At 39.2% G+C, this 20,410-nt stretch carries 16 protein-coding genes and 1 pseudogene; all 17 read right to left on the bottom strand.

Annotated elements, in window-relative coordinates; translation table 11 throughout:
* Nucleotides 1-26 precede the first annotated feature (26 nt).
* Entirely contained in the window at nucleotides 27-959 is a 933-nt protein-coding gene (locus L4D06_RS01030) for a glycosyltransferase family 2 protein (RefSeq protein ID WP_429737559.1), read from the bottom strand.
* Complete coding sequence (locus L4D06_RS01025; protein WP_429737558.1) at nucleotides 956-1,669, bottom strand: WbqC family protein; 714 nt, start codon at nucleotides 1,667-1,669, stop codon at nucleotides 956-958. The genes L4D06_RS01030 and L4D06_RS01025 overlap by 4 nt, the downstream gene beginning before the upstream one ends.
* Nucleotides 1,662-2,540: a glucose-1-phosphate thymidylyltransferase RfbA gene (rfbA, locus tag L4D06_RS01020; RefSeq protein ID WP_429737557.1), complete on the bottom strand. Its 879-nt coding sequence runs from the start codon at nucleotides 2,538-2,540 to the stop codon at nucleotides 1,662-1,664. The genes L4D06_RS01025 and rfbA overlap by 8 nt, the downstream gene beginning before the upstream one ends.
* Entirely contained in the window at nucleotides 2,537-3,658 is a 1,122-nt protein-coding gene (gene rfbB, locus L4D06_RS01015) for a dTDP-glucose 4,6-dehydratase (RefSeq protein WP_429737556.1), read from the bottom strand. The genes rfbA and rfbB overlap by 4 nt, the downstream gene beginning before the upstream one ends.
* A 388-nt stretch (nucleotides 3,659-4,046) precedes the next feature.
* Nucleotides 4,047-5,180 (bottom strand): annotated as a pseudogene (locus L4D06_RS01010) (IS3 family transposase).
* 653 nt (nucleotides 5,181-5,833) lie between these two features.
* A complete protein-coding gene (locus tag L4D06_RS01005; RefSeq protein WP_429737555.1) occupies nucleotides 5,834-7,060 on the bottom strand; it encodes a glycosyltransferase family 4 protein in 1,227 nt (408 codons plus the stop codon).
* Nucleotides 7,060-8,553: a heparinase II/III family protein gene (locus L4D06_RS01000; RefSeq protein WP_429737554.1), complete on the bottom strand. Its 1,494-nt coding sequence runs from the start codon at nucleotides 8,551-8,553 to the stop codon at nucleotides 7,060-7,062. Before L4D06_RS01000 ends, L4D06_RS01005 begins: the two co-directional genes overlap by 1 nt.
* A gap of 172 nt (nucleotides 8,554-8,725) precedes the next feature.
* Nucleotides 8,726-10,846, bottom strand: coding sequence for a bi-domain-containing oxidoreductase (locus L4D06_RS00995; RefSeq protein WP_429737553.1), 2,121 nt, complete (start codon nucleotides 10,844-10,846; stop codon nucleotides 8,726-8,728).
* A 10-nt stretch (nucleotides 10,847-10,856) separates the two neighbouring features.
* Complete coding sequence (locus tag L4D06_RS00990; protein ID WP_429737552.1) at nucleotides 10,857-11,618, bottom strand: AglZ/HisF2 family acetamidino modification protein; 762 nt, start codon at nucleotides 11,616-11,618, stop codon at nucleotides 10,857-10,859.
* Nucleotides 11,619-12,230, bottom strand: coding sequence for an imidazole glycerol phosphate synthase subunit HisH (gene hisH, locus L4D06_RS00985; RefSeq protein ID WP_429737551.1), 612 nt, complete (start codon nucleotides 12,228-12,230; stop codon nucleotides 11,619-11,621). It abuts the gene before it with no gap.
* Nucleotides 12,227-13,366 (bottom strand): N-acetyl sugar amidotransferase, encoded by a 1,140-nt coding sequence (locus L4D06_RS00980; protein ID WP_429737550.1) that lies wholly within the window; start codon nucleotides 13,364-13,366, stop codon nucleotides 12,227-12,229. The genes hisH and L4D06_RS00980 overlap by 4 nt, the downstream gene beginning before the upstream one ends.
* Before the next feature lie 12 nt (nucleotides 13,367-13,378).
* Nucleotides 13,379-13,897 carry an acyltransferase gene (locus tag L4D06_RS00975; protein ID WP_429737549.1) on the bottom strand — a complete coding sequence of 173 codons (519 nt, stop codon included), beginning with the start codon at nucleotides 13,895-13,897 and terminating at the stop codon, nucleotides 13,379-13,381.
* Nucleotides 13,894-15,030, bottom strand: coding sequence for a glycosyltransferase (locus L4D06_RS00970; RefSeq protein WP_429737548.1), 1,137 nt, complete (start codon nucleotides 15,028-15,030; stop codon nucleotides 13,894-13,896). The genes L4D06_RS00975 and L4D06_RS00970 overlap by 4 nt, the downstream gene beginning before the upstream one ends.
* On the bottom strand, nucleotides 15,031-15,984 hold the full coding sequence (locus L4D06_RS00965; RefSeq protein WP_429737547.1) for a hypothetical protein: 954 nt from the start codon (nucleotides 15,982-15,984) through the stop codon (nucleotides 15,031-15,033).
* A gap of 262 nt (nucleotides 15,985-16,246) precedes the next feature.
* Entirely contained in the window at nucleotides 16,247-17,572 is a 1,326-nt protein-coding gene (locus L4D06_RS00960; protein WP_429737546.1) for a polysaccharide pyruvyl transferase family protein, read from the bottom strand.
* Between the two features lie 233 nt (nucleotides 17,573-17,805).
* Nucleotides 17,806-19,143: a type 2 periplasmic-binding domain-containing protein gene (locus L4D06_RS00955; RefSeq protein ID WP_429737545.1), complete on the bottom strand. Its 1,338-nt coding sequence runs from the start codon at nucleotides 19,141-19,143 to the stop codon at nucleotides 17,806-17,808.
* A gap of 17 nt (nucleotides 19,144-19,160) precedes the next feature.
* Nucleotides 19,161-20,405, bottom strand: a complete 1,245-nt coding sequence (locus tag L4D06_RS00950; RefSeq protein ID WP_429737544.1) for a lipopolysaccharide biosynthesis protein — start codon at nucleotides 20,403-20,405, stop codon at nucleotides 19,161-19,163.
* Nucleotides 20,406-20,410: the final 5 nt, after the last annotated feature.

Genomic DNA, 20,410 nt, shown 5'->3' with positions numbered 1-20,410 from the left:
ATAAACTGTTCACAAATTGTAAAGCCTCAGGTGTCGACTCGATTTAAAGTTCCGTTAACAACCTCTTTTACAATTGTATATGGGCGTCTTTTCACCTCTGTGAAAATCTTTGACAGATATATTCCTATCAAACCAATGAATGAGATAATGATACCTCCAAGCAGCCATACAGAGACCATAATGGAAGTCCACCCTTCAACAGGAGCTGAGAATAGTAGTCGATTAACAATCAGTGAAAATGCGTATAGGAATGTAATAGCGGAAATAGTTATTCCAGTGAAGAATATCCCAATCAAAGGTTTACTACTAAATGAAGTAACCGTGTTTATAAGATGAGATAGTTTCCTTCTTAAACTGTAAGTAGAAGAGCCTTTTGATGTTTTTTTAACAACAGCACTTTTTTGTTCAAAACCAGTTAACAAACACAAGCCAGAAAATACAACCTCTCTTTCCTGATGCCTAACAAGGTTTTCAACGTACTGTTTTGTCATCAATCTTGCAGTAGTAATATCTTTTGGGTGTTCTATGAATAGGTTAATGATTCTATAGTAGATATCACCACTTACCCTTTCAAACCATTCTCCTTTCCGCTTTTCCTGGACACCATAAATAACATCACATTTTTCATTCTCAATCCGATGGTTAAATTCAGTGAGCCACTCTGGTTTTTCTTCAAGATCGCTGTCTAGTAGAAACACTCTGTCGCCTCGTGAATATTCTAACCCTGTCATGATAGCCTTGTGATGACCAAAATTTCTTGATAAATTGACAATCACTACTTTTTTATCAATGTCAGCTATCTGCTTGACTTCTGATAAACTGTCATCTGGAGAGCCATCATTTACAAATATTATTTCATAGTCATCTGTAATAAGCTTAGCTGACTCGACACATCGAGTATAAAACTCTTTTATATAAGGAGAAGACAGGTAAAGAGTAGTGACAATAGATAGCTTCATAACAAAGCACCCTTTTTATTCACATATTTCATATATTCTTTGCTATCTTTTCCGTTGTTAAATAGAAGATCTATTATTGAAAGGTAGTGTTCAAAACCTTTCCACTGTTGCGGATACTCTGGATAATCATTATAGTCGAACCAAGTCACTTTAACTCCGGCATCAAGAAATAGTTTTTCATCTAGATATCCCCTAGCGGAAGGGCCGGAAACATATTCACTTGCATTGGCTTGCATACATATACTAAGGAGTTTTTCTGACTTTCCATCGACAAGATCATAATCTGATGAATCTAGTATTTTAGTACCTATAGATAGGTATTCGCATATTGCTACTATAAATTTGCGATTACATTGGGATAAGTTGTAGTGCTTTACATCCATATATAAAGGCTCCAACACTGATTTAACTTCATCATAATATGGTGCCTTTTTGTAATTTTGAACAATCGTACCCCAATGCTTTCTTACCCAAGCGTCGCTATCAATTTCAGTTTCATTGATTTTTTGAAAATACTTCCCTTTTACTTTCACTGGGATGGTTATCCATTGTGAGCCACTAGGTGTTTTTACTTGATTTCGATTTCTCCAATCTCGCTTGGTGTATTGCATATCATCGTATAAAATAAATTCATCGACATAAGCAATCATATCAAAGTAACCTTTCCAAGGAATATAGTTCGATTGTGAAATGGCTATTTTTTTATTCACCAAAGTTCCCCTCAATCAATTCCATTACGTAGCTTCCATAACTAGTTTTTGCTGATAAGTACTTACTATTTCTTATCTCGTCTGCATCAATCCAGTTTTTTTGGAGTGCAATCTCTTCGAGGCATGCCACTTTAAATCCCTGCCTTTTCTCAATTGTTGCTACGAATTGTCCAGCCTCAAGTAAACTCTCATGAGTTCCAGTGTCCAGCCAAGCGAACCCACGCCCTAATTGCTTCACTTTCAAGAGGCCATTCCGAAGATACTCTTGATTAATCGAGGTTATCTCTAACTCTCCTCTTGAAGAAGGCTTAATTTTCTTTGCTATATCGATAACACAATTATCGTAAAAATATAGGCCTGTAACTGCAAAGCTTGACTTTGGTTTAAGCGGCTTTTCTTCGATGGATATAGCATTATAGTTTACATCAAATTCCACAACGCCAAATCGCTCTGGATCATGCACTTTGTAGCCAAAAACTGTTGCACCATCTAGTTGTTGCGAGGCTTCTATTAGCAATGGAGAGAATCCTTGTCCCCAAAAAATATTATCACCAAGAGCCAAGCATACACTATCATTTCCAATAAAATGCTCGCCAATAATAAATGCTTGAGCTAGACCATTTGGTTCTTCTTGTATTGCATAAGTTAAGTGAATACCAAATTGACTACCATCGCCCAACAGACGTATAAATCCATATTGATCTTCTTGTGTGGTTATAATCAATATTTCTTTTATATCTGCTAACATCAAGATGGAAAGTGGATAGTAAATCATTGGTTTGTCGTAAACAGGCAATAACTGCTTAGACACACCTTGAGTGATTGGATACAAACGGGTTCCGGAACCACCTGCCAGTATAATTCCCTTCATAAGACTCGCTTAGTTCCTTCGGTTATCTTTTTCAGTTTCTGGTCCATGTGCTGAGAGTTTGTATTTCCTAGTCGCTCACGACTATATGAACCATCTAAAACCCTCTTCCACCATTGTGGATTGGTTATATACCACTCTATTGTTTTCTTGAGACCTGATTCAAAGCTTTCTATCGGCGTCCAACCTAGTTCCTTCTCTATCTTCCCTGCGTCAATTGCATAACGGACATCATGACCAGGCCGATCATCTACAAAGGTGATTAGGTCTTCATAATGACCTACATTCTCTGGCTTATTTGGTGCAAATTTTTCTAGTAGAGAGCAAATGCACTTTAAGACCTCAAGATTTGTCTTTTCATTGTGTCCACCAATATTATATGTTTCTCCAACTTTTCCAGTAGTTATGACTGTATACAAAGCTCTCGCATGATCCTCTACATATAACCAATCTCTTATTTGACTTCCATCTCCATACACAGGAAGTTTTTTCCCTTCAAGAGCATTCAGAATCACTAATGGAATTAGTTTTTCTGGGAAGTGATAAGGACCGTAGTTATTAGAGCAGTTGGTAATTAGGATTGGTAATCCATAGGTTCGGTGCCAAGCCCTTACCAAGTGATCACTCGCAGCTTTTGTGGCTGAATATGGACTGCTGGGTGCATAAGAAGATTTCTCTGTAAAGAAACCTGGGCTATCGCCAAGATCTCCAAAAACCTCATCTGTCGATATATGATGAAATCGAAAATTATTTTTTTTCTCAGGAGGCAAAGACATCCAATAAGCGTTAGCTACCTCTAACAAATGATGTGTGCCTACAATATTGGTGTTTATAAAATCAGATGAGGAGTCGATAGAACGGTCAACATGAGATTCAGCAGCTAAGTGCATAATGGCGTCTGGTTGTTGCTGTTTAAAAATACGTTTTAATTCTTCAGCATCACAGATATCTACTCTTTCAAACAGGTATTTGTCGGAATCGACCACCTCAATCAATGACTCGAGGTTTCCCGCATAGGTGAGCTTATCAATATTCACAACGGAGTCATTGGTGTTTTCTATGATATAGCGGATAAGTGCGGATCCAATAAAGCCAGCCCCGCCAGTGACAATTAGTTTCATTTGCAATCTTCTTTTAGTTAACCTAGCCAGGAAATCGTCATGTTTTAGTAGAGCTAAGATTATCTCAAAATATTTAAGTTACTTCCATCACATTCTCATTACTTAGACCCACTGCAAGCCCTTGTATTGTAGCGGAAAAAGCACTCTAAATAGCATCTCAACCAGCTTAGATTTGTGAGTTTCTTTGATAGTACAGCTTACAACTTTAGACACTTGCTAGCTATCCGCATCACCGCGAAATCCGTCTTTGCTTCTACCAGCGTAGCCACCCCCCCTACCTTAGTCTCGCCTTAATACATTCTTCGCCAACCACCATTCTAGATCTCAACTCATTGATTTCAGTTCACTCATCAATGACTATTGGCGTGGATATAGATCTAGGATTGGTCTAAAGACTTATAACTGTCCACTTCCCCTTTAGCGAGCAATGCATAGCTAGAGGTCTCCAATTACCTCCGCTATTCGGCCGGAGGGATGTTCCTAGGCTTTCGTGGTTACATTCTTCGTTATAATCCCACATCCACACCCATGCCATATCTTGAATCTGCTCTATGGTTTCAAACAAATAAGCATTGACGAACTCCCGACGCAATAAGCCATTAAAGCGCTCTACAAATCCGTTTTGTCGAAGTTTGCCAGGCTGGATATATCTAAGCTCGATATCATGAGCTTTACACCAATTCGTTAACTGTTCAGATATAAGCTCAGGCCCGTTATCCATACGAAGCTGTTTTAGTAGGCCGCGTTCTTGTTCCAACTGTTCGCGGATATGTACCACACGTCCCGCAGGCAAGCTCGTATCGACTTCTATTGCTAAACATTCGCGTGTTGCCTCATCGAGAATATTGAGCGTCCGAAAGCGTTTGCCGCAATACAGGGAGTCATGAACAAAGCCGAGTGCCCATTGGTGGTTTGGTGTGTCCACCTCATCCAGCAGCATAGAAATTCGTGGCGGTAGTACACGCTTTTGTCGCCGTTTTAGATTTAGTCCCATGCGGAAGTAAACACGGTATATCCGTTTATGATTGAAACGTTGATGTTTTCGCTTTATTCGCCAGAAACATTTCCAGAACCCAGCATTGGGGCTTTTTCAAATACCACATTAATGGCACCGATAACCTCAGTATCGGCAATACGCCAGTCCTTGGGTTCTTGATAGTAACTCGCACGTCCTAGTGCTGTGAGCCGGCATGCACGAATAACACTCAGCCCAGTGGCGACTAACGTGCGAGTACAATCTCGCTTCTCACACACTACCAACCCTATCTTGCGAACAGCTCCTTCATCGCATGGTTTTCCAAACTGACGTCGGCGAACATTTTTTTGGCTTGGCATTTTCTGCCTCTAGCACATTGATGCGCTAGAGTTCAGATGCATCAAGCCCACCATACTTGGCTTTCCAATTGTAATAGGTTGCGCTACTGATGCCGTGTTGACGGCAAATATCGTCAACGTTCAAGCCAGCGTCGGCTTCTTTCAGGATCGTGACAATCTGTGATTCAGTGAACCGTGACTTCTTCATGGTGCTCTCCTGCATTATCTGGGGCAGAAAACTCCAGTTTAGACTGTCTCAGCATAGGGGAACTGGACATAGCGAGAGTAGCAAATATTCCTTTCGTTGGTAATGAAATAATTTATACAATCATAATTCAACATATTTTATAATTTAAATGACAAACACTGCCTGTGGATATCACTTGAAAAAGCAACCATGTGCATTAAAATGGTATTAGGCAAGACAGCTATCTGTTATTAATTTTTCACTATGGGACATGATTATGAAAGAGGGGGTTTTTGGTAAAAAATTTTGGAAAGAGATGACGTGTAATTGAGCTTTATAGCTGTTAAACCCTTCGGATTCGCACTTGTGGTTTCTTAAGCAAATATTTCTCGTACCAAAACTCAATACATTCACACAATACACCGACTCAGAAGTATCCAATACATCATACCAACCTTTTCTATAGTGCCGGGTGACATTTTAAATCCTTTGATGCTAATACTTTCATCTTTTAGCGCCACTCGGTCATCTGGTTGTGAACCGATCTAATACTTAATGGACCGCGTTTTTTATCAAACTTTCCAAATGGTATGACTAACGGCACCCGAGTCTGAACTATCAACTCTTGAGGATTAGCCAACCATGACAGATAAAGCTATATGGCCCTGTCCATACTAGTCAAAAGCAATTTTTTCTATGTACTCAATCATTAAATCTGCCTGATTAACCCTACTAAATTCGTGCGCACCTTTAATTCCAGACATTTTTATTTCATTGTATTTATCTTTGTCATTTAGCAGTTCCAATATTGACATTCTAATCGAGGAAACATCACAGCAACGAGAAATAATTCCAGATTTTGTTTCCCTTATTATTTTTGTCGCTTCTCCTTCTGGCAAGCTGGCAATCATTGGTATCCCCATCGCCATACACTCGAAAATTTTTGACGGTATCACTGTCTTGAATAGTTCTTTATTGATCAATGGTATTAGCGCAACATCACAAAGCGACCAAATTCTCGGCATGGCTTCCTTTGGCTGACGTTCAATTAGTGTGACGTTATCTAAGCCTTTCTCTGCCACTAAAGATTCAACCATTTTCCTTTCCGAGCCGCCTCCCGCAAAAACGAACTGAATATTTGTCTCATGCTTTAATGCTTCAGCAACAGAGACAATGCTATCGAGCCCTTGAGCCATGCCATGTGTACCTATGTAACCAACAACAAACTTGTTCTTGAGACCATATTTTCTCGCGAATTCAGAGTCTTTTTCGTTAGCAGGAGAGTATTTGGTGAGATCAACACCATTCCTGACAACGTCAATTTTCTCTCCAGATACACCTCTTTGAATCAATTCGTCCTTGAATGCATAGGTAACTGATATAATTGAATCCGCTCTCGAATATAGGAATAACTCTAATTTTTCAAGTACGGAGATCAACCTGCTGTTCTGCATTGCACCGACAGCAGTGATTGACGCCGGCCAAATATCCCTAAGTTCAAAAACATATGGTTTTCTACGACAAGCTGCCAGCGCCCAACCTGAGCACGCAGTGAAGAACTGAGGAGACGTGGCCACAACTACATCAATCTTTGATTGAAATAACCCTGCAACAAAACTGGAAGCCATAAAAGACACGTAATCCAGTATTCTTTTCATTGTTCCTTCATTGGCTGTGATAAACGTCTTCACGCGAATGACATCAATACCCTCAATTGCCGACCGATGATACCAATGGTTCTTGTATCCCTGGTAAACAACCCCTTCTGGAAAGTTAGGTGCACATGTGATCACTGTTACTTTGTGACCTGTTTCTACCCAGCGCTTTGCATGTTCATACGTTCGGGTAGCCGGTGCATTGCCTTCAGGAGGAAAATTGTCTGTTAAGAATAAAATGTGCATTATTTTAATAGGCTCACTTCTAGAACTTTATTTTTCAAATCAATCGCTATTCGTTTGTTTGGAATACTAACTCCAAACTCGGGGTGCCAAGTAGTATCTTCGATCTTCATAACATCGCTAGACACTAAACTTAGCCTTTCGTTCGACGGTAGCACTAACTCGATTTGAGTATCACTTAATTGTTCGACAACTATATTAGGGTGAAGGTAAAAATATGCCGTTGCTGTGAGAAACTTACCATCAATTTCATCAACAACCTTTAAGCCACCTTCAGACAATTCCCATGTACGTTCATGAACTCGCTTGTTTGCAAACGTAGAGTAACCGTTGTGAGAACACGCGACAGAGACTGAATCATTATTTTGTTCAATGTTCACAACCCCAGGAATGGCACGCTTAGCGACTCTAAAGCCTCCCCAAACTTCGCTTGAATCAGCATTGTCAACGACCACTGTATTGTGCGAAATAGTTTGTCTCTGCCTTAGTCTTTCTTCGCCAAGGCCGTAAACAGACGTGCCACTATTTACAAAGACGCGTTGGACTCCCATGCTCAATTCAAAACTAAGAGTGTCAGCATGTGCATGACCAGGTATGTAATCAGGGCCGACATGGCCAACATCAGCCACGAGGTAAAATGGTCCCTTTTCCAGCACAACATATCCAGATTCGACAAGATTCGTGACTGGGCGGCTTGTTTCGCCTATGTCACGTTCTAGCCCTAATTTGGCACCATAATCAATCAAACCACCTATCTGAGGTGCAATGTTCCTGGCACTATCATTGAAAAATGAAACATCCCCATCTGGGTGCATCATCGCTTGTGACCAGGAAAACATTGATTGAATTTTGGAGGCGAGTTTATCTCTTAGCTGACAAATGTCTCCTGATGAAGCGCAAATAGACAAGTTATAAAGATCGAGCATATCTGCCAATATTATGTTGTGATACATAGGAGAGAGTTCGAAATTACCCCCGTCTGCAAGTATTTGCTCATCAAGTTCTTTGGATAGAATTGAGTAGCCTAATTGGGACCATCGCGCTGCGGTGTCACCTTCAAAATATGTACCTGCAAAAATAAGCGCTTTTGCATTGGCAAATAAGTGATTCCCCAGCAGGTGCCACTCTACATCTTGTTCTAAGCTAAGAGCTTGCGACCATAGACTGTCTTGCCATTCTTTTCGCGCGTGCCCTATAGATAAAAAGTACTTAACCCAGTTAACAATCCTCAAAGAAGTTGGATAAGGCTCCCAGCCAACGCCTTTTCCGAATTCATTTTCTTTGATCCAGTCCGCGATGAGAAAATCATTATTCTCTTGATTTTCTTGGGCATTGTGAGAATTCAGCCAATCAAAGTAATGCAAGTTGTACAGCCAGAGCTTACTTTTCCCTTGAACCTTCCAATCAGTAAATTGAAAAGACTCATTGAGGAAGGTTAAATTCCAGTTTTGATCCATTGCATTGGGTGTTAACTCAACCCGCTGCCATCGGTTCAAGTCTTTCGTCCCAGAGTACTCAATTGACGAAGCCAATTTTGGCCTTATGAACTTCCTTTGAATTCTATTCGTAAATTGAACTGGTTTTAGATATTTAACTGTATTGAAGAGTCTTAGGGCTTTTTTCATAAAAAAAGGGTAGTTATCCTACCCTTCCTCATCATCGCTAACTTTATTTACGCAGAGCTTCTGCAATCTGGCATGTTATTCTTGCTACTTCGATAACTTCGGAAAATGCAATGGGCGAAGGTTTCGACTCCTTCACACTTTCTACAAAGGCTTTCGTGCAGTTAGACTGACCTTTGTCTTGCGCACGCAGTTTCTCATTACTTGCACCTTTCCAACCAAAAACATTCAGTTTCCTAAAGTTATCTATCTGTAAGACCGCATCATCTGCGAAAACCTCAATACGTTCTTTAGGGAAAGCCTTACCACCATTTGCAAAATAGTGGATGGTTCCTATGGAACCGTCTTCAAACGTAAGGGTAATCGATGCTTTATCTTCTTTTATAGCTACACCTGGAGAATCACCGATGCAAGTCGCGCTAAATCCGGTGATTTTGCTACCTGCTAAGAAGCGCATTAAATCTACATAGTGACAAGCCTCACCGATAATACGTCCACCGCCAACCTCAGTATCCTGTGTCCAGTGATCTGCAGGAATGTCACCAGCATTCATTGTCATAATGAAGGTTTTAGGGGTTTTAACGCGATCAAGAAGCTCTTTCATTTTGATCACATTTGGCGCAAAACGTCGATTATATCCGACCATCAATATTGGTTTGGTTGCAGATTTTAGGTATGCAGATTCAATCGAATCTACATCAGCTTCATTTAAAGCCAATGGCTTCTCAACAAATACATGTTTGCCTTTGTTGATAGATTTAATGATTTGATCAGCATGTAAATTGTGTTGAGTTGCAATGACAACGGTATCTACTTCTTCACTGTTAAGTGCATCATTCATATCAGTCGATGCATTTTTGAAGCCGAGTTTTTTCCCATGATGTACTGCTGTTACACCACCACTAGTCACAACGGTATTTAACGATGCACCACTTTTAGCAAACGCAGGCATCAACACCCGTGACGCATAGTTACCCGCACCTATAAACGCACACTCCGCTTTTCCTTTCGCTCTAGTGTTTTCAACATTAAGAGCTACATTTCGCTCTAATAGAGCGTCTTTTTCATGATTAGGGTAGTTAAGCAGAATACCGAGTGACGATTTGTCTTCTAACGTTTTATAAGCTTCTAGCGCGTTATCAATATCAAATTGGTGGCTAATTAATGGTTTCATGTCTAAAACACCACTAGACATCAAATCCAATACGGCTTCGAAATTGCGTTGCTCAGTCCATCTCACATAGCCAACAGGATAGTCGTTTCCTTTGTCCTCATAGTCTGCATCATATCGACCAGGACCATAGGAGCATGAAACCTGGAAGGTCAATTCTTTCGCAAAGAAGTCAGCACGAGATAACTCCAATCCAACAACACCTACGAGAACTATTCTTCCTCGCTTGCGGCACATTGTCGCTGCTTGAGATACAGGCTCGTTACTCTTAGTTGACGCGGTAATGATAACAGCGTCCACCCCGCGACCACGAGAAAAGCTTTCAGCTGCTTTAATTGGATCTTCGCCTTTGGATAGATCAACAACCTCAGCACCGAATTGCTTCGCTAGTTCACACTTCGCTGAGTCGAAATCCAAACCAAGAACTCGGCAACCATTGGCGCGAAGCAACTGGATGGTGATTAATCCAATTAAACCCAAACCAGTTACGACGACACATTCGCCTAGCGTAGGTTTAGCAAGGCGAATGCCTTGCAATGCAATTGCGCCAATTACAGTAAACGATGCGGATTGATCATCAACGTTATCTGGGATCTTTGCGCATAAGTTTTTGGGAACACGTACGACCTCAGCATGATTACCATTTGAAACGACACGAGTACCCACTTCAAAACTTGTTTCCCCATTATGGATAATACTACCGACGTTGCAATAGCCAAGGGTAAGTGGTTGGTCTAGCTTAGATTTAACTGCATCGATCGTGGGGAGTAGGCCATCAGTTTTGACTTTGTTCAGCACCATCTTGACCTTGTCCGGTTGCTGCCTGGCTTTATCTATGAAGTTAGCCTTGCCAAAATCAATCAGCATTCTCTCCGTACCAGCAGACAGAAGAGAACTTCGCGTAGCTATGAGCAAGTTTCCTTTTTTTTCTTGTGGACACGGAATATCTTCAAGCAATGTTTCGCCATTGCTTATGTTCTGCAATACCTGTTTCAAGAGTAAAACCTCAATCAAATAAACGAATTTTCTCAGCGTTGTTGGGATAATTTATCAACACCGCTCTATACTTCCCCTTGAAAACAAACAGGCTACCTGCTGCTAAACCGATTGGTGAGTATTGATGGACTAGATGGGAGATATCGTCCAAGTTGGAAGCACCACCACAGATGGTTAGGGGAACAGTGACAGTTTCTTTTAGTAGTTTTACCAAATTCGCATCATAGCCTTTCATTGTTCCATCAAGGTCTATGTTATTAACAACTATTTCGCCAGCACCCAGTTCTTCTGCCTTCTTTACGAAATCCAAAAGTTCTATATTGGCTGCTTTTTTTCCGTTGTGAGTGCAGACCTTGTATCCTCCAAACAGCTTTTTCTTCACATCAGCCACTACAACGACGCTTTGTCTACCAACCTGTTCTGCAATTTGGCTTATTAGCTGAGGATTTTCAACTGCTGCGCTACTAAGAGCTATTTTTTCAACCCCTAACGAAAGAATTCTAAGCGCTTGATCTAGAGAGGTAATGCCGCCGCCATAACAGAGCGGCATTCTGCACTCTGTAGCAAGGTTTTCGATCATTTTATAGTCGGGTTCGCGTCCGTTGACCGTGGCGTCGATATCGAAAACTGTTAATTCGTCAGCTTCTTTTTCATTGAATATTCTGACAGCATTAAGAGGATCTCCGACATATTTGCCCTCATTAAATTTGACCGTTTTGACAAGTCCTTTGTTTTGGACAAGCAGTACAGGGATGATTCTCGAGCGTAACATCTAGCAAACCTCGCCAAAATTCTTCAGCAACGTGACACCATTGTGATGGCTTTTTTCAGGGTGGCATTGTATTCCGTAGATATTGCCCTTACTGACTATACAGTTGAAATCATGTGAGTAATTGGCGACAGCTAATTTCTCAGAATCTGCACAGTCAAAGTAATAGGAATGAAGGAAATAGAACTGAGGATTTTCTTCGATTTCTAGGAACAGAGAGCTTTCCTTTTCTATGCTTATTGTGTTCCATCCCATATGAGGCAACGGGTATTTTTGATGATTATCAACCTTGATCTTTCTGACGGTGGCATCTATCCAGCCCAGCCCAGCAGCCTCGCCTTCTTCACTCGAATTCGCCATTATTTGCATGCCTACACAGATGCCTATAACAGGCATCTGTTGATTTAAAACTAAATCATCTAAGGTAGCACGCATTCCTGAGTCGTTGAGTTTTGCCATTGCAAAATCAAAAGAACCAACGCCTGGTAATATCAACTTCGTCGCTTGCTCGAGCTGTTCGGGTGTTTGCGCATAGAAATGAGGAATACCAAGACGTTTATAGATGTTCCCAAACGCTCGGATATTGCCTAAGCCATAATCGATAATACCGATCAACGCTTGCCTCCTTTCTCAAGTCCTAGTGAGCGCATTACTTTTGCTCCAACATCATAAATTGATTGTTGCGACTTGTATTCACGATATGTCTTGTTTGGTGCGTCAAAATAGCCTTGAAGTTCATCAGTTGTAATGCCGAGTTTATTTGCTATAAATTCAAACTCATGGCGTACATCTTCATCTGTCATTGGTGGTGTCTTAAGCTCTTCCAATGCTTCTTCTCTGGTCATTTGGCCTGTTAAGATCAAACTTGAAAATTGCACTTTTCGAGTGTCATAGCCAAATTTATTTGGCAACCAGTAGCCTTCATAGAAGCGAGTGAATCTCGACTCGAAATGTTTCTGAGGATAACGCTGATACCCAAACTTATCTTCTAAAGTCTTTATCGCCTCTTCTTTGTTATATTTCATATAGTCAAGAGGTCTAGTTAACTTTATGCCTTTAACATAAGGCAGGTATAGTTTGTGCCAAAGGATATTGGTAACTGGGAATTTCTTAAGAGGTACTGAACCAAACTTAGCGTGGATATCCTTAAGCTGACGAGAATCAGATTGGTAGTACATCCACTCAAGTGGATTTCTTATACATTCTGTAGAATAGTTACCACCTGTAAGTATGTTCTTCACATTATGCTTGCTTGCAAACTTATACATGGTGGCAAAGAAAGCATGATCTTGAGGCGTATCAATATGTGAAACACCAGACTTAAAGAATGAAAGCTGAAGATCTTTCATTTCTTCCCAGTCGATGACCTCGGTGAAAAGATCAAGCTCAAGACCGTCAACCAGTCGCTCGATATTGTTAACTGCTTCCTGGCTGTTCCAACCCGCATCAACATGGAATACTAGCGGACGCAAACCCAGTTTTTCTTTTGCTAGATAAAGTAGGTAAGAGCTGTCGATTCCTCCACTCATACCGATCAAACAATCGAAATCATGCCCCTTACCTTCAAGCTTAATCTTTTCAGCAAGTTTCAGTAAAGAGTTGTCATTTAAACCATCAGGATTCCAATTAGGAAGTATGTCTGAATAGTAAGTGTTGCAATGATCACAGACCCCATTTGCGTCAAAGGTGATCTTCGAATCCGTTGTGTCCATTACGCAATTGCTACATATCTTTGTATTTTCGTTTTGCATGTTAAATTCCGATCACTGGGAGGGTCTGTTCTTAATGAAAACTGCTGGCACACCGCCAACGATTGTATTTGGAAGTACGTCTTTGGTGACAACACTGCCACCTGCGATTACAGCGCCTTCACCTATTGTTACGCCAGGAGTAATTACACAATTGGCCCCAATCCAAACATCATTTTCAATCACAACTTTTGAGTGCTGGTCTCCGGATATCGGAAACGGCTGACCTATAGGCGGGATGGTATGATTGCTCGAGAGGATCTGTGTACGATAGCCTACTAATGTTCTGTCTCCAATACTCACGCCACCAGAAGTCGTAATCAAGACGTCTTTTGCTAAGTTGACGTTATCTCCAACAACCAAATTTCGGCCCGGACAAATCCACACACCGGGATAAATGTCTACATTTTTGCCAAACTTTGCTCCGACCAAACCTAGCAGACATGTCTTCAGGAAAATGCAGAATCTGTAGCGTGGTAAGGACAGTATCAATCCCATTAAGGATTCGTAGCTAACTACCAGAAATGATTTCATTCGATAAAACTCTCGATGTACTTGATTTCTTGCTCTAATCGCTGTTCTACAGTGGGGAACATGTCTAAACGATTTTTGCCATTATAAATTAGTCTTTGCTTCTTTTCTATGTCAGTTTCCAGCTCAAGAATACCACGAGCTATCTCATTTATATCATCTCGATCCACATAATAAGCGGCATCACCACAAATTGACTTCGACCACTCTTCATTAGAAATCACAAGCGGAACATCAAACTGCCATGCTTCAATAATATTATTGCTAAAACTTTCTAGTTTGCTTAACAAAAATAAATAGTCACATTGAGAATATAAAGACGTTAATTGTGATTTCTTTACAACCCCAATACACTTCACTATATCTTGAACTTGATGTTTGTCTACCAAATCAAAGAACTCACGCGCACAGCTCGATCCATCATCACTTGTTGTAATGACAAACTCGATATTCTTGTACTGTTTCCTTAAGGTGGCGGCCAACTGTGGAATAATCAGAATATTCTTATTCTTCTGCCACCCACAGAGTAGTAAAACTCTAATTTTTCCAGCTTCAAGCTGAAAATCAACAGATTCATTTCGATTGGAAACTGCAATTGAAGGTAGAATCAAGACTTTATTATCTATGCCATAAAGCTCGTCAGCCCTATCACACATAGCTTCATTTTCATAAATAACACCTGAAGCTATTCTAAGGCCAAATATGCGATATTTATCTACAAGTGCACGTTTAACTCTAGCGAAGCCCTTTTCATCTTTCCAAAAATCGACCTCTGGAAAGTAAAGATTCGAATCCGCGGAACCGACAATTTGCTTCACCGACTTCAAGTAAATGCCAAAACCAAAGTACGAATAGACCACATCTATTGAATTTTTAACAATAAAAGATGTTACATTAGTCAACTCTTGAAGCATTCTAACCAATGGATTACCTGAAACAATAACCAAGTTGTATTTCCATTTACTCTCTTCAAGTTCACGATGTAATTGAGATTTTTCACTCACAGTAAAAAATGGTGTGAACGGTAGTTCTTTTCTCTCCGACAAAGCCATTATAAAATTTAAGGCAACATTCTGGCCACCACCGGCTTTCAATGGGCCAAAATTAATCAGAACACTTGGTTTTCTGAATTCCATCTAGACTTTCACCACTTCTTTATTATGATTCATGAGTACGACTCCTATCAGGTGCCCCCAGATTATTATAAATACTGGACTTTCAAACGCATGAACCACGATCATTCCAAAAACAGTCAGAGCAACAATTGCAGCATCCTTTTCACAGTGCTGCTTAGCAGTTAAATAGCTATACAAGCAGAGTAGAAGTAGTAATGAAGTGATGACGAAGCCAGCCTCATAATATACTTTAAAAAAATAACTTTCAGGGGCTCGAATCGGTTCAACCGACTTGTTCGTAATTGTGCCTAGACCATGACCGACTAATGGATCAGAGTGACCCACTATATAAATATAACGACCGATTCGACTATCGTTTTTTTCCTGAGCAATAATTGACTCAACTGAAAACACTCTTTCCAAGATAGGTATCTTATCCATAAAGAATGTGCTGGTTATAGCGACAACGCTCAAAACAGAAAACGCAAAAAAAACCAATTTAATGTTTTTTACAAAGTTACTTACTATAAGATATGCAAAATATCCAAATACGACAACAAAGAATAGTTTATTACTTGTAACTATTCCCCCACCCAATAAACCAGGAATCAATAGAATAAAACCGAAATAGCCAATTTCTTTGATATATCTGAAACTCAATATAGAAAAAAGAGCACAATACAATCCAAAAACTTGTGGACTGCCAAGCGTTGAGGTGGATCTGAGGTAAGTTGAATACTCGGAGAAATCCTTACCCTGAGCCCATTTTAATGCATTAGAATCAAGCGGTATTAAATCAAAGAGAGTAGGACTAACAAAGTATTGAATAACACCCAAATACCCAATTACAGCTGCTATATAGACATTAGGTATTAAAATATTTACGTATTCAATCTTTCTACTGTTACTATAAATGAGTACCCATGTTACTACTGGTAATGCATAAAGTCCAAATGCTACGAACGCATCTTTCAAGTTATCTACATACAATGTCGAGAAGAAGAGAGATAATAGTAGCAGAATAAAATATATCTGATGCATTACAAATCTTTCCAGCAACCTTACCTGAAGACCGGTAGATATAAGAAAAGATAACAGAATGAAAAATGGGATTACATATATGTACTTTATTCCAACATTGACAAACACAGCATTTGTCACTGTGGCAATGTGAATGAATACCAGTAAAAAACGTATTATAGAATCCCTTCCTACAACCATGATTCAATATTGCCTTTTAAAGTTTAGTTACGGATTTCATAGCATCCAGTAATACAGATCTAATCTTGGCGTTTTCAGACACTAACGTATCTATGAGAAGATCTCGATTGTTGATTACGTAATCAATCTTCTCTTCTAATACTTCGGTCGTAATATTATCTATACTGATAACGTTGTTCTCAAAGTCCTTTATTGCTCCAAGAATACCTTGAGATTTAGTGCCGTGGTAAGCAATGTTTATCGATGGTACATTCTGACTCAACGAGAAAATAACTGAGTGAAGCCTTGTCCCAATAAACATATCCATTTCGCTATACATTTGTCTCAACTGCATTGGATTGTAGTCTGCAAAATGATACTTTACTCGTCCATCATATTTAGTGTTTCTGAATGAATCTTCAATTTCTTTCGAAATACGCACATCACTGTGCCCTAGGTGAGAATTGTTAGCAATTACTTGAGGGAATATATGAATATAAGCACTATGATCATCAATCAAGCGCTTAATGTTATTTGTGATTGCATTTTTGTAATTATTTATTTTTTCTTGCTTCTCTTCTTCACTTGCTACGTATTTAAATGCATGGTCAACAAGTGTCATACCTACATTAAAATTATTAGAATCAATATTCAGATCATGCTTAGATAGTTCTTCATCACTCTCCAAAAAAAATGCGGAATCTTGAATTATTTCAATATCAACCAATTCGGAAAGCTCGTTAACCTCAGGGTACAGATCCAAACAAACCTTTTCTCTCAGAAATATTTTCTTTATTCCACGTAATGATGATTTAGTCATCCATTTATTGAATGACCCGACTACTGGCCCCAGTGATTGACTAAAAATCACCATCTTCTTGTCATATCTTTTTGCAAGAATAAAAGGGTACAACATGCTAAAAAGAGATATAGACTGACGTAGAGACTTATTCTGAGCAGTAATATAACTTCCACCCTTACTAATAACCACATCAGACTCTAAAAATTTTTCAATTCCTTCACGTTCAAATGGCGTGAAAAATGCTTTTAGAACTGTTTTATTTCGTGTTGCCAACAATACCGTGAATTTAACTAGAATCCACAGTAGGTGAAGAAATCTTGATTTGTCATTATCTTTAATTACAGGTCTAGGTTGATAGAACATCCCAGGGTAGATACGCTTGGAGAATTTTTTTATAAACTCATGTTCATTTATGAACTGATCGTCGTTTGGACCAAACGTTGAAAACATATTAATCTCGGCATCTTTATCAATTTCTCTTAACAGTTGCGTTGTCGAAATGATAATCGCTGCATCGCCTTTATTATGATCTGTATAGCAGTGTGTTATAGCATATTTCATAGTTTTTACTTATTTAATAGTTTCTGTATGATAAAACCATGCAAATTCACCCGGTAAATAAATATACGAAGAAGTTATTTATTTGTGACCTTTGCATATCGTTTTACTGAGCCAGTACCGATATTCATCTAGAGTTTTATCAGCAACTTTAGTCCAATTCATTGTTTATATTTAGTTTGCCTAAACAGCATCATTTTCTGGATCTGTCTAGGCAAACTTGCGATGCGTAATGATTACGCCTTTGACGATTCGGTGGTCAATTGTAGATTGGACATGACATCCATAACATCTACATAAAACTCTTCTAAAGCATCATCAATATTTAAACCGCTGGTCAACCATTCATAGACTTCTTGTGAATAGCCCTCGGCAAACGACAAGTCAACAGTTAGTGCTTCTTTCAAAGCTACTTCCAATGGCTGATCAATCACATTGAATACGTTTTCTCTACCAAGCACATGTGTCTTTAGGTGGTAGTTATTAAATACAAGATAGGAATCCAAATACGATGCATTCTGTCTCAGATCTAGCTGAATTACTGGCACACCGTAGCACGCAGCATCAAAGCCAAATGTTGAAAAAGCATTGATAACAACATCAACATCATCAAGTGATGAGAAACGTAGTTTGTTGTACTCGTCATCTAGATAGTAGTTAGCTGGGTTCTCAACATGCTCACCGATATCCATAACTTCAACATGCTCATGCTCTGCATAGTGGTCAAACTCGCCTTCTGTACCATTTGGACGAGGCTTGAGAATTAACGTCCAACCAGCTTCCCTAGTCGCTTTGATCAGATCTTCGATAATCCTGATATCGAGATCGGTCATAACAGGGACACTAAATCGAGATGTACTCGATATAGCGTACATTGCTACTTTTTTCTTCTTTGAAGAGTCAGTCTTGATCGGTGTTTTACGGTTTTCTAATGGATATCTCAACTTTAAAGGGAAAAGGGAACGGCAATTATTTTCTCCTTGGTTTTTGACCCAGTCGTTTGCAAGAGAGTCATTCCATGTATAAACAAGATGTGAGTTGTATCCATTAGGTTCTTTTACTGCATGATCCCAACTTTCCATAACAGTTACTACCGTCTGATCCTTGGCTGAAAGTAGTTCCGCAGAAGCGTTAAGTGTGCCGACTAAAATCAACTCTGTTGGATAGGGATTAGTCAAGCCAATACGGCTTACGCCATTTAGGAAGCGATTGATGCTTTTGTTTGGTACTTTTGGCATAAACTTCGAAAGCCAAAGAAGAAAACCTTGAGTTCCCGTGTTCTTTCTGACGAGTTGTTGTCGCTTCTTCTGAAATTGAAAAGAGAAATCAGTTCGAGTAAACAGAAGTGAGCATGCACGATGTAGAATAAATCTCAATCGATTTTCTTTTTTAATTCTCTCAAAATTAACAAAATCAAAAGCTATGTCTGGGAAAATTCTTTTCACATCGTTATGCATTACTTCAGGCACGGCCAAGTGTATTTTTACACCTTTTTCGTTAAATTTTCTGATGATCGGTTCAAAAAGGTAGAGATAAATTTTAAAGTCGATGACAATTGTAACTTCTTTTCTCATTTTAATTAATTTCCAAACTATATATATTTATCTTTAAACTTGACCAAGTAGAACATTCTTAGCAAGAATGTACAAATAGCAGCAATTAATACGGAGCTAGCAGAACCGACAACTCCGTAGTTGTTTGTTAAGACTACGCATGTTGACAGAGCAACGAAACCACTAATCAAAACTATACGACTGGATGTAAGTGGCTGGTTGAAAGCCAAAAATAAGGGGTTTATCGAAGCGCTCATAGCAATCAATGAAGCGGCAATGACAAGTACTATTGCAGGCTCAAAAGCTACAGAAAAAGGTTCGCCATATAAATAGACAATAATATCTTTCAAGAAAAGATATGAGACGCTAATCACTACCAAAGATACACCGGTAAAAGACATGATGATTTTCTTTATCACTTTCAGTGCTTTGGGTACTGAGTTCTCACATAGATAACCAAACAGTGCATTGTTAATTGTTTGAGGGATTATGATATAGAAACGATAGAACGTCTTAGCTACGGAATATATACCGATACTTTCGTGAGATAGCAATGATGCCAATATCATAGCATCGCCTTGGCTTGTTAATGTACTTCCTGAAACACCCAAATAGGCGCTGAGTGCATACTTAGTAATGCTTGTATCTTCGGTATTCTTTACTTCGTAACCATTCTTCTTTAACTCATTAAAGAAGAAGCAGACCCCTATCGTACAACTAAGCGACTCAATGACTGTCAATACAATAAGACAGTCAACAATATCAAATCCGTAATATACAATACCTAGGATAATGATTGATAGACTCGCAACAGCACTAACAGCAAATGTGAAAAAATATATTTTAAAATATGAAAATGCTAGTAAACAGGAATTCAAAAAAAGGTTATTCAATGATGCAATCACATAGATTATAAACAGAGCTCCGATTTCACTATAAAATATATCCTCAGTATTGAGTGTTAATTCAAAATAACTCTTAAATATCAGAATTATCAAAAATAACAACATCACTGTTGCCAGATTTATAATCAGGCACGCTTTTTTTGCATCCCTCAGTTCGATGAGTGACTTCTTCAGGTGATACACAAGGGAATTTATAAATCCAAAAGACAAAAGTACAGCAAGTATTCCCGAAAATGATGTGAATAAATACTGAAGTCCCTTGTCTTCAACAGACAGATTTCTAGCTATGACGATACCTAGAAGTAGTTGACAGGCATGCCTAATTATGTTGATAGATGCTGTGTTCGCCACTCTCGAAAACAAGTTTTTTGTTGGCACAGTCA

This window comes from Enterovibrio makurazakiensis (genome assembly GCF_050336585.1).
Classification (GTDB): Bacteria; Pseudomonadota; Gammaproteobacteria; order Enterobacterales; family Vibrionaceae; genus Enterovibrio; species Enterovibrio gelatinilyticus.
Note: the sequence above shows the minus strand (reverse complement) of the source record. Positions and strands in the feature narration are given on the sequence as shown.

Coding starts and splice junctions, on each gene's coding strand:
- L4D06_RS01030 (WP_429737559.1), bottom strand. CDS start 959: ATGAAGCTATCTATTGTCACTACTCTTTACCTGTCTTCTCCTTATATA.
- rfbA (WP_429737557.1), bottom strand. CDS start 2,540: ATGAAGGGAATTATACTGGCAGGTGGTTCCGGAACCCGTTTGTATCCA.
- rfbB (WP_429737556.1), bottom strand. CDS start 3,658: ATGAAACTAATTGTCACTGGCGGGGCTGGCTTTATTGGATCCGCACTT.
- L4D06_RS01005 (WP_429737555.1), bottom strand. CDS start 7,060: ATGCACATTTTATTCTTAACAGACAATTTTCCTCCTGAAGGCAATGCA.
- L4D06_RS00990 (WP_429737552.1), bottom strand. CDS start 11,618: ATGTTACGCTCGAGAATCATCCCTGTACTGCTTGTCCAAAACAAAGGA.
- L4D06_RS00980 (WP_429737550.1), bottom strand. CDS start 13,366: ATGCAAAACGAAAATACAAAGATATGTAGCAATTGCGTAATGGACACA.
- L4D06_RS00975 (WP_429737549.1), bottom strand. CDS start 13,897: ATGAAATCATTTCTGGTAGTTAGCTACGAATCCTTAATGGGATTGATA.
- L4D06_RS00970 (WP_429737548.1), bottom strand. CDS start 15,030: ATGGAATTCAGAAAACCAAGTGTTCTGATTAATTTTGGCCCATTGAAA.
- L4D06_RS00960 (WP_429737546.1), bottom strand. CDS start 17,572: ATGAAATATGCTATAACACACTGCTATACAGATCATAATAAAGGCGAT.
- L4D06_RS00955 (WP_429737545.1), bottom strand. CDS start 19,143: ATGAGAAAAGAAGTTACAATTGTCATCGACTTTAAAATTTATCTCTAC.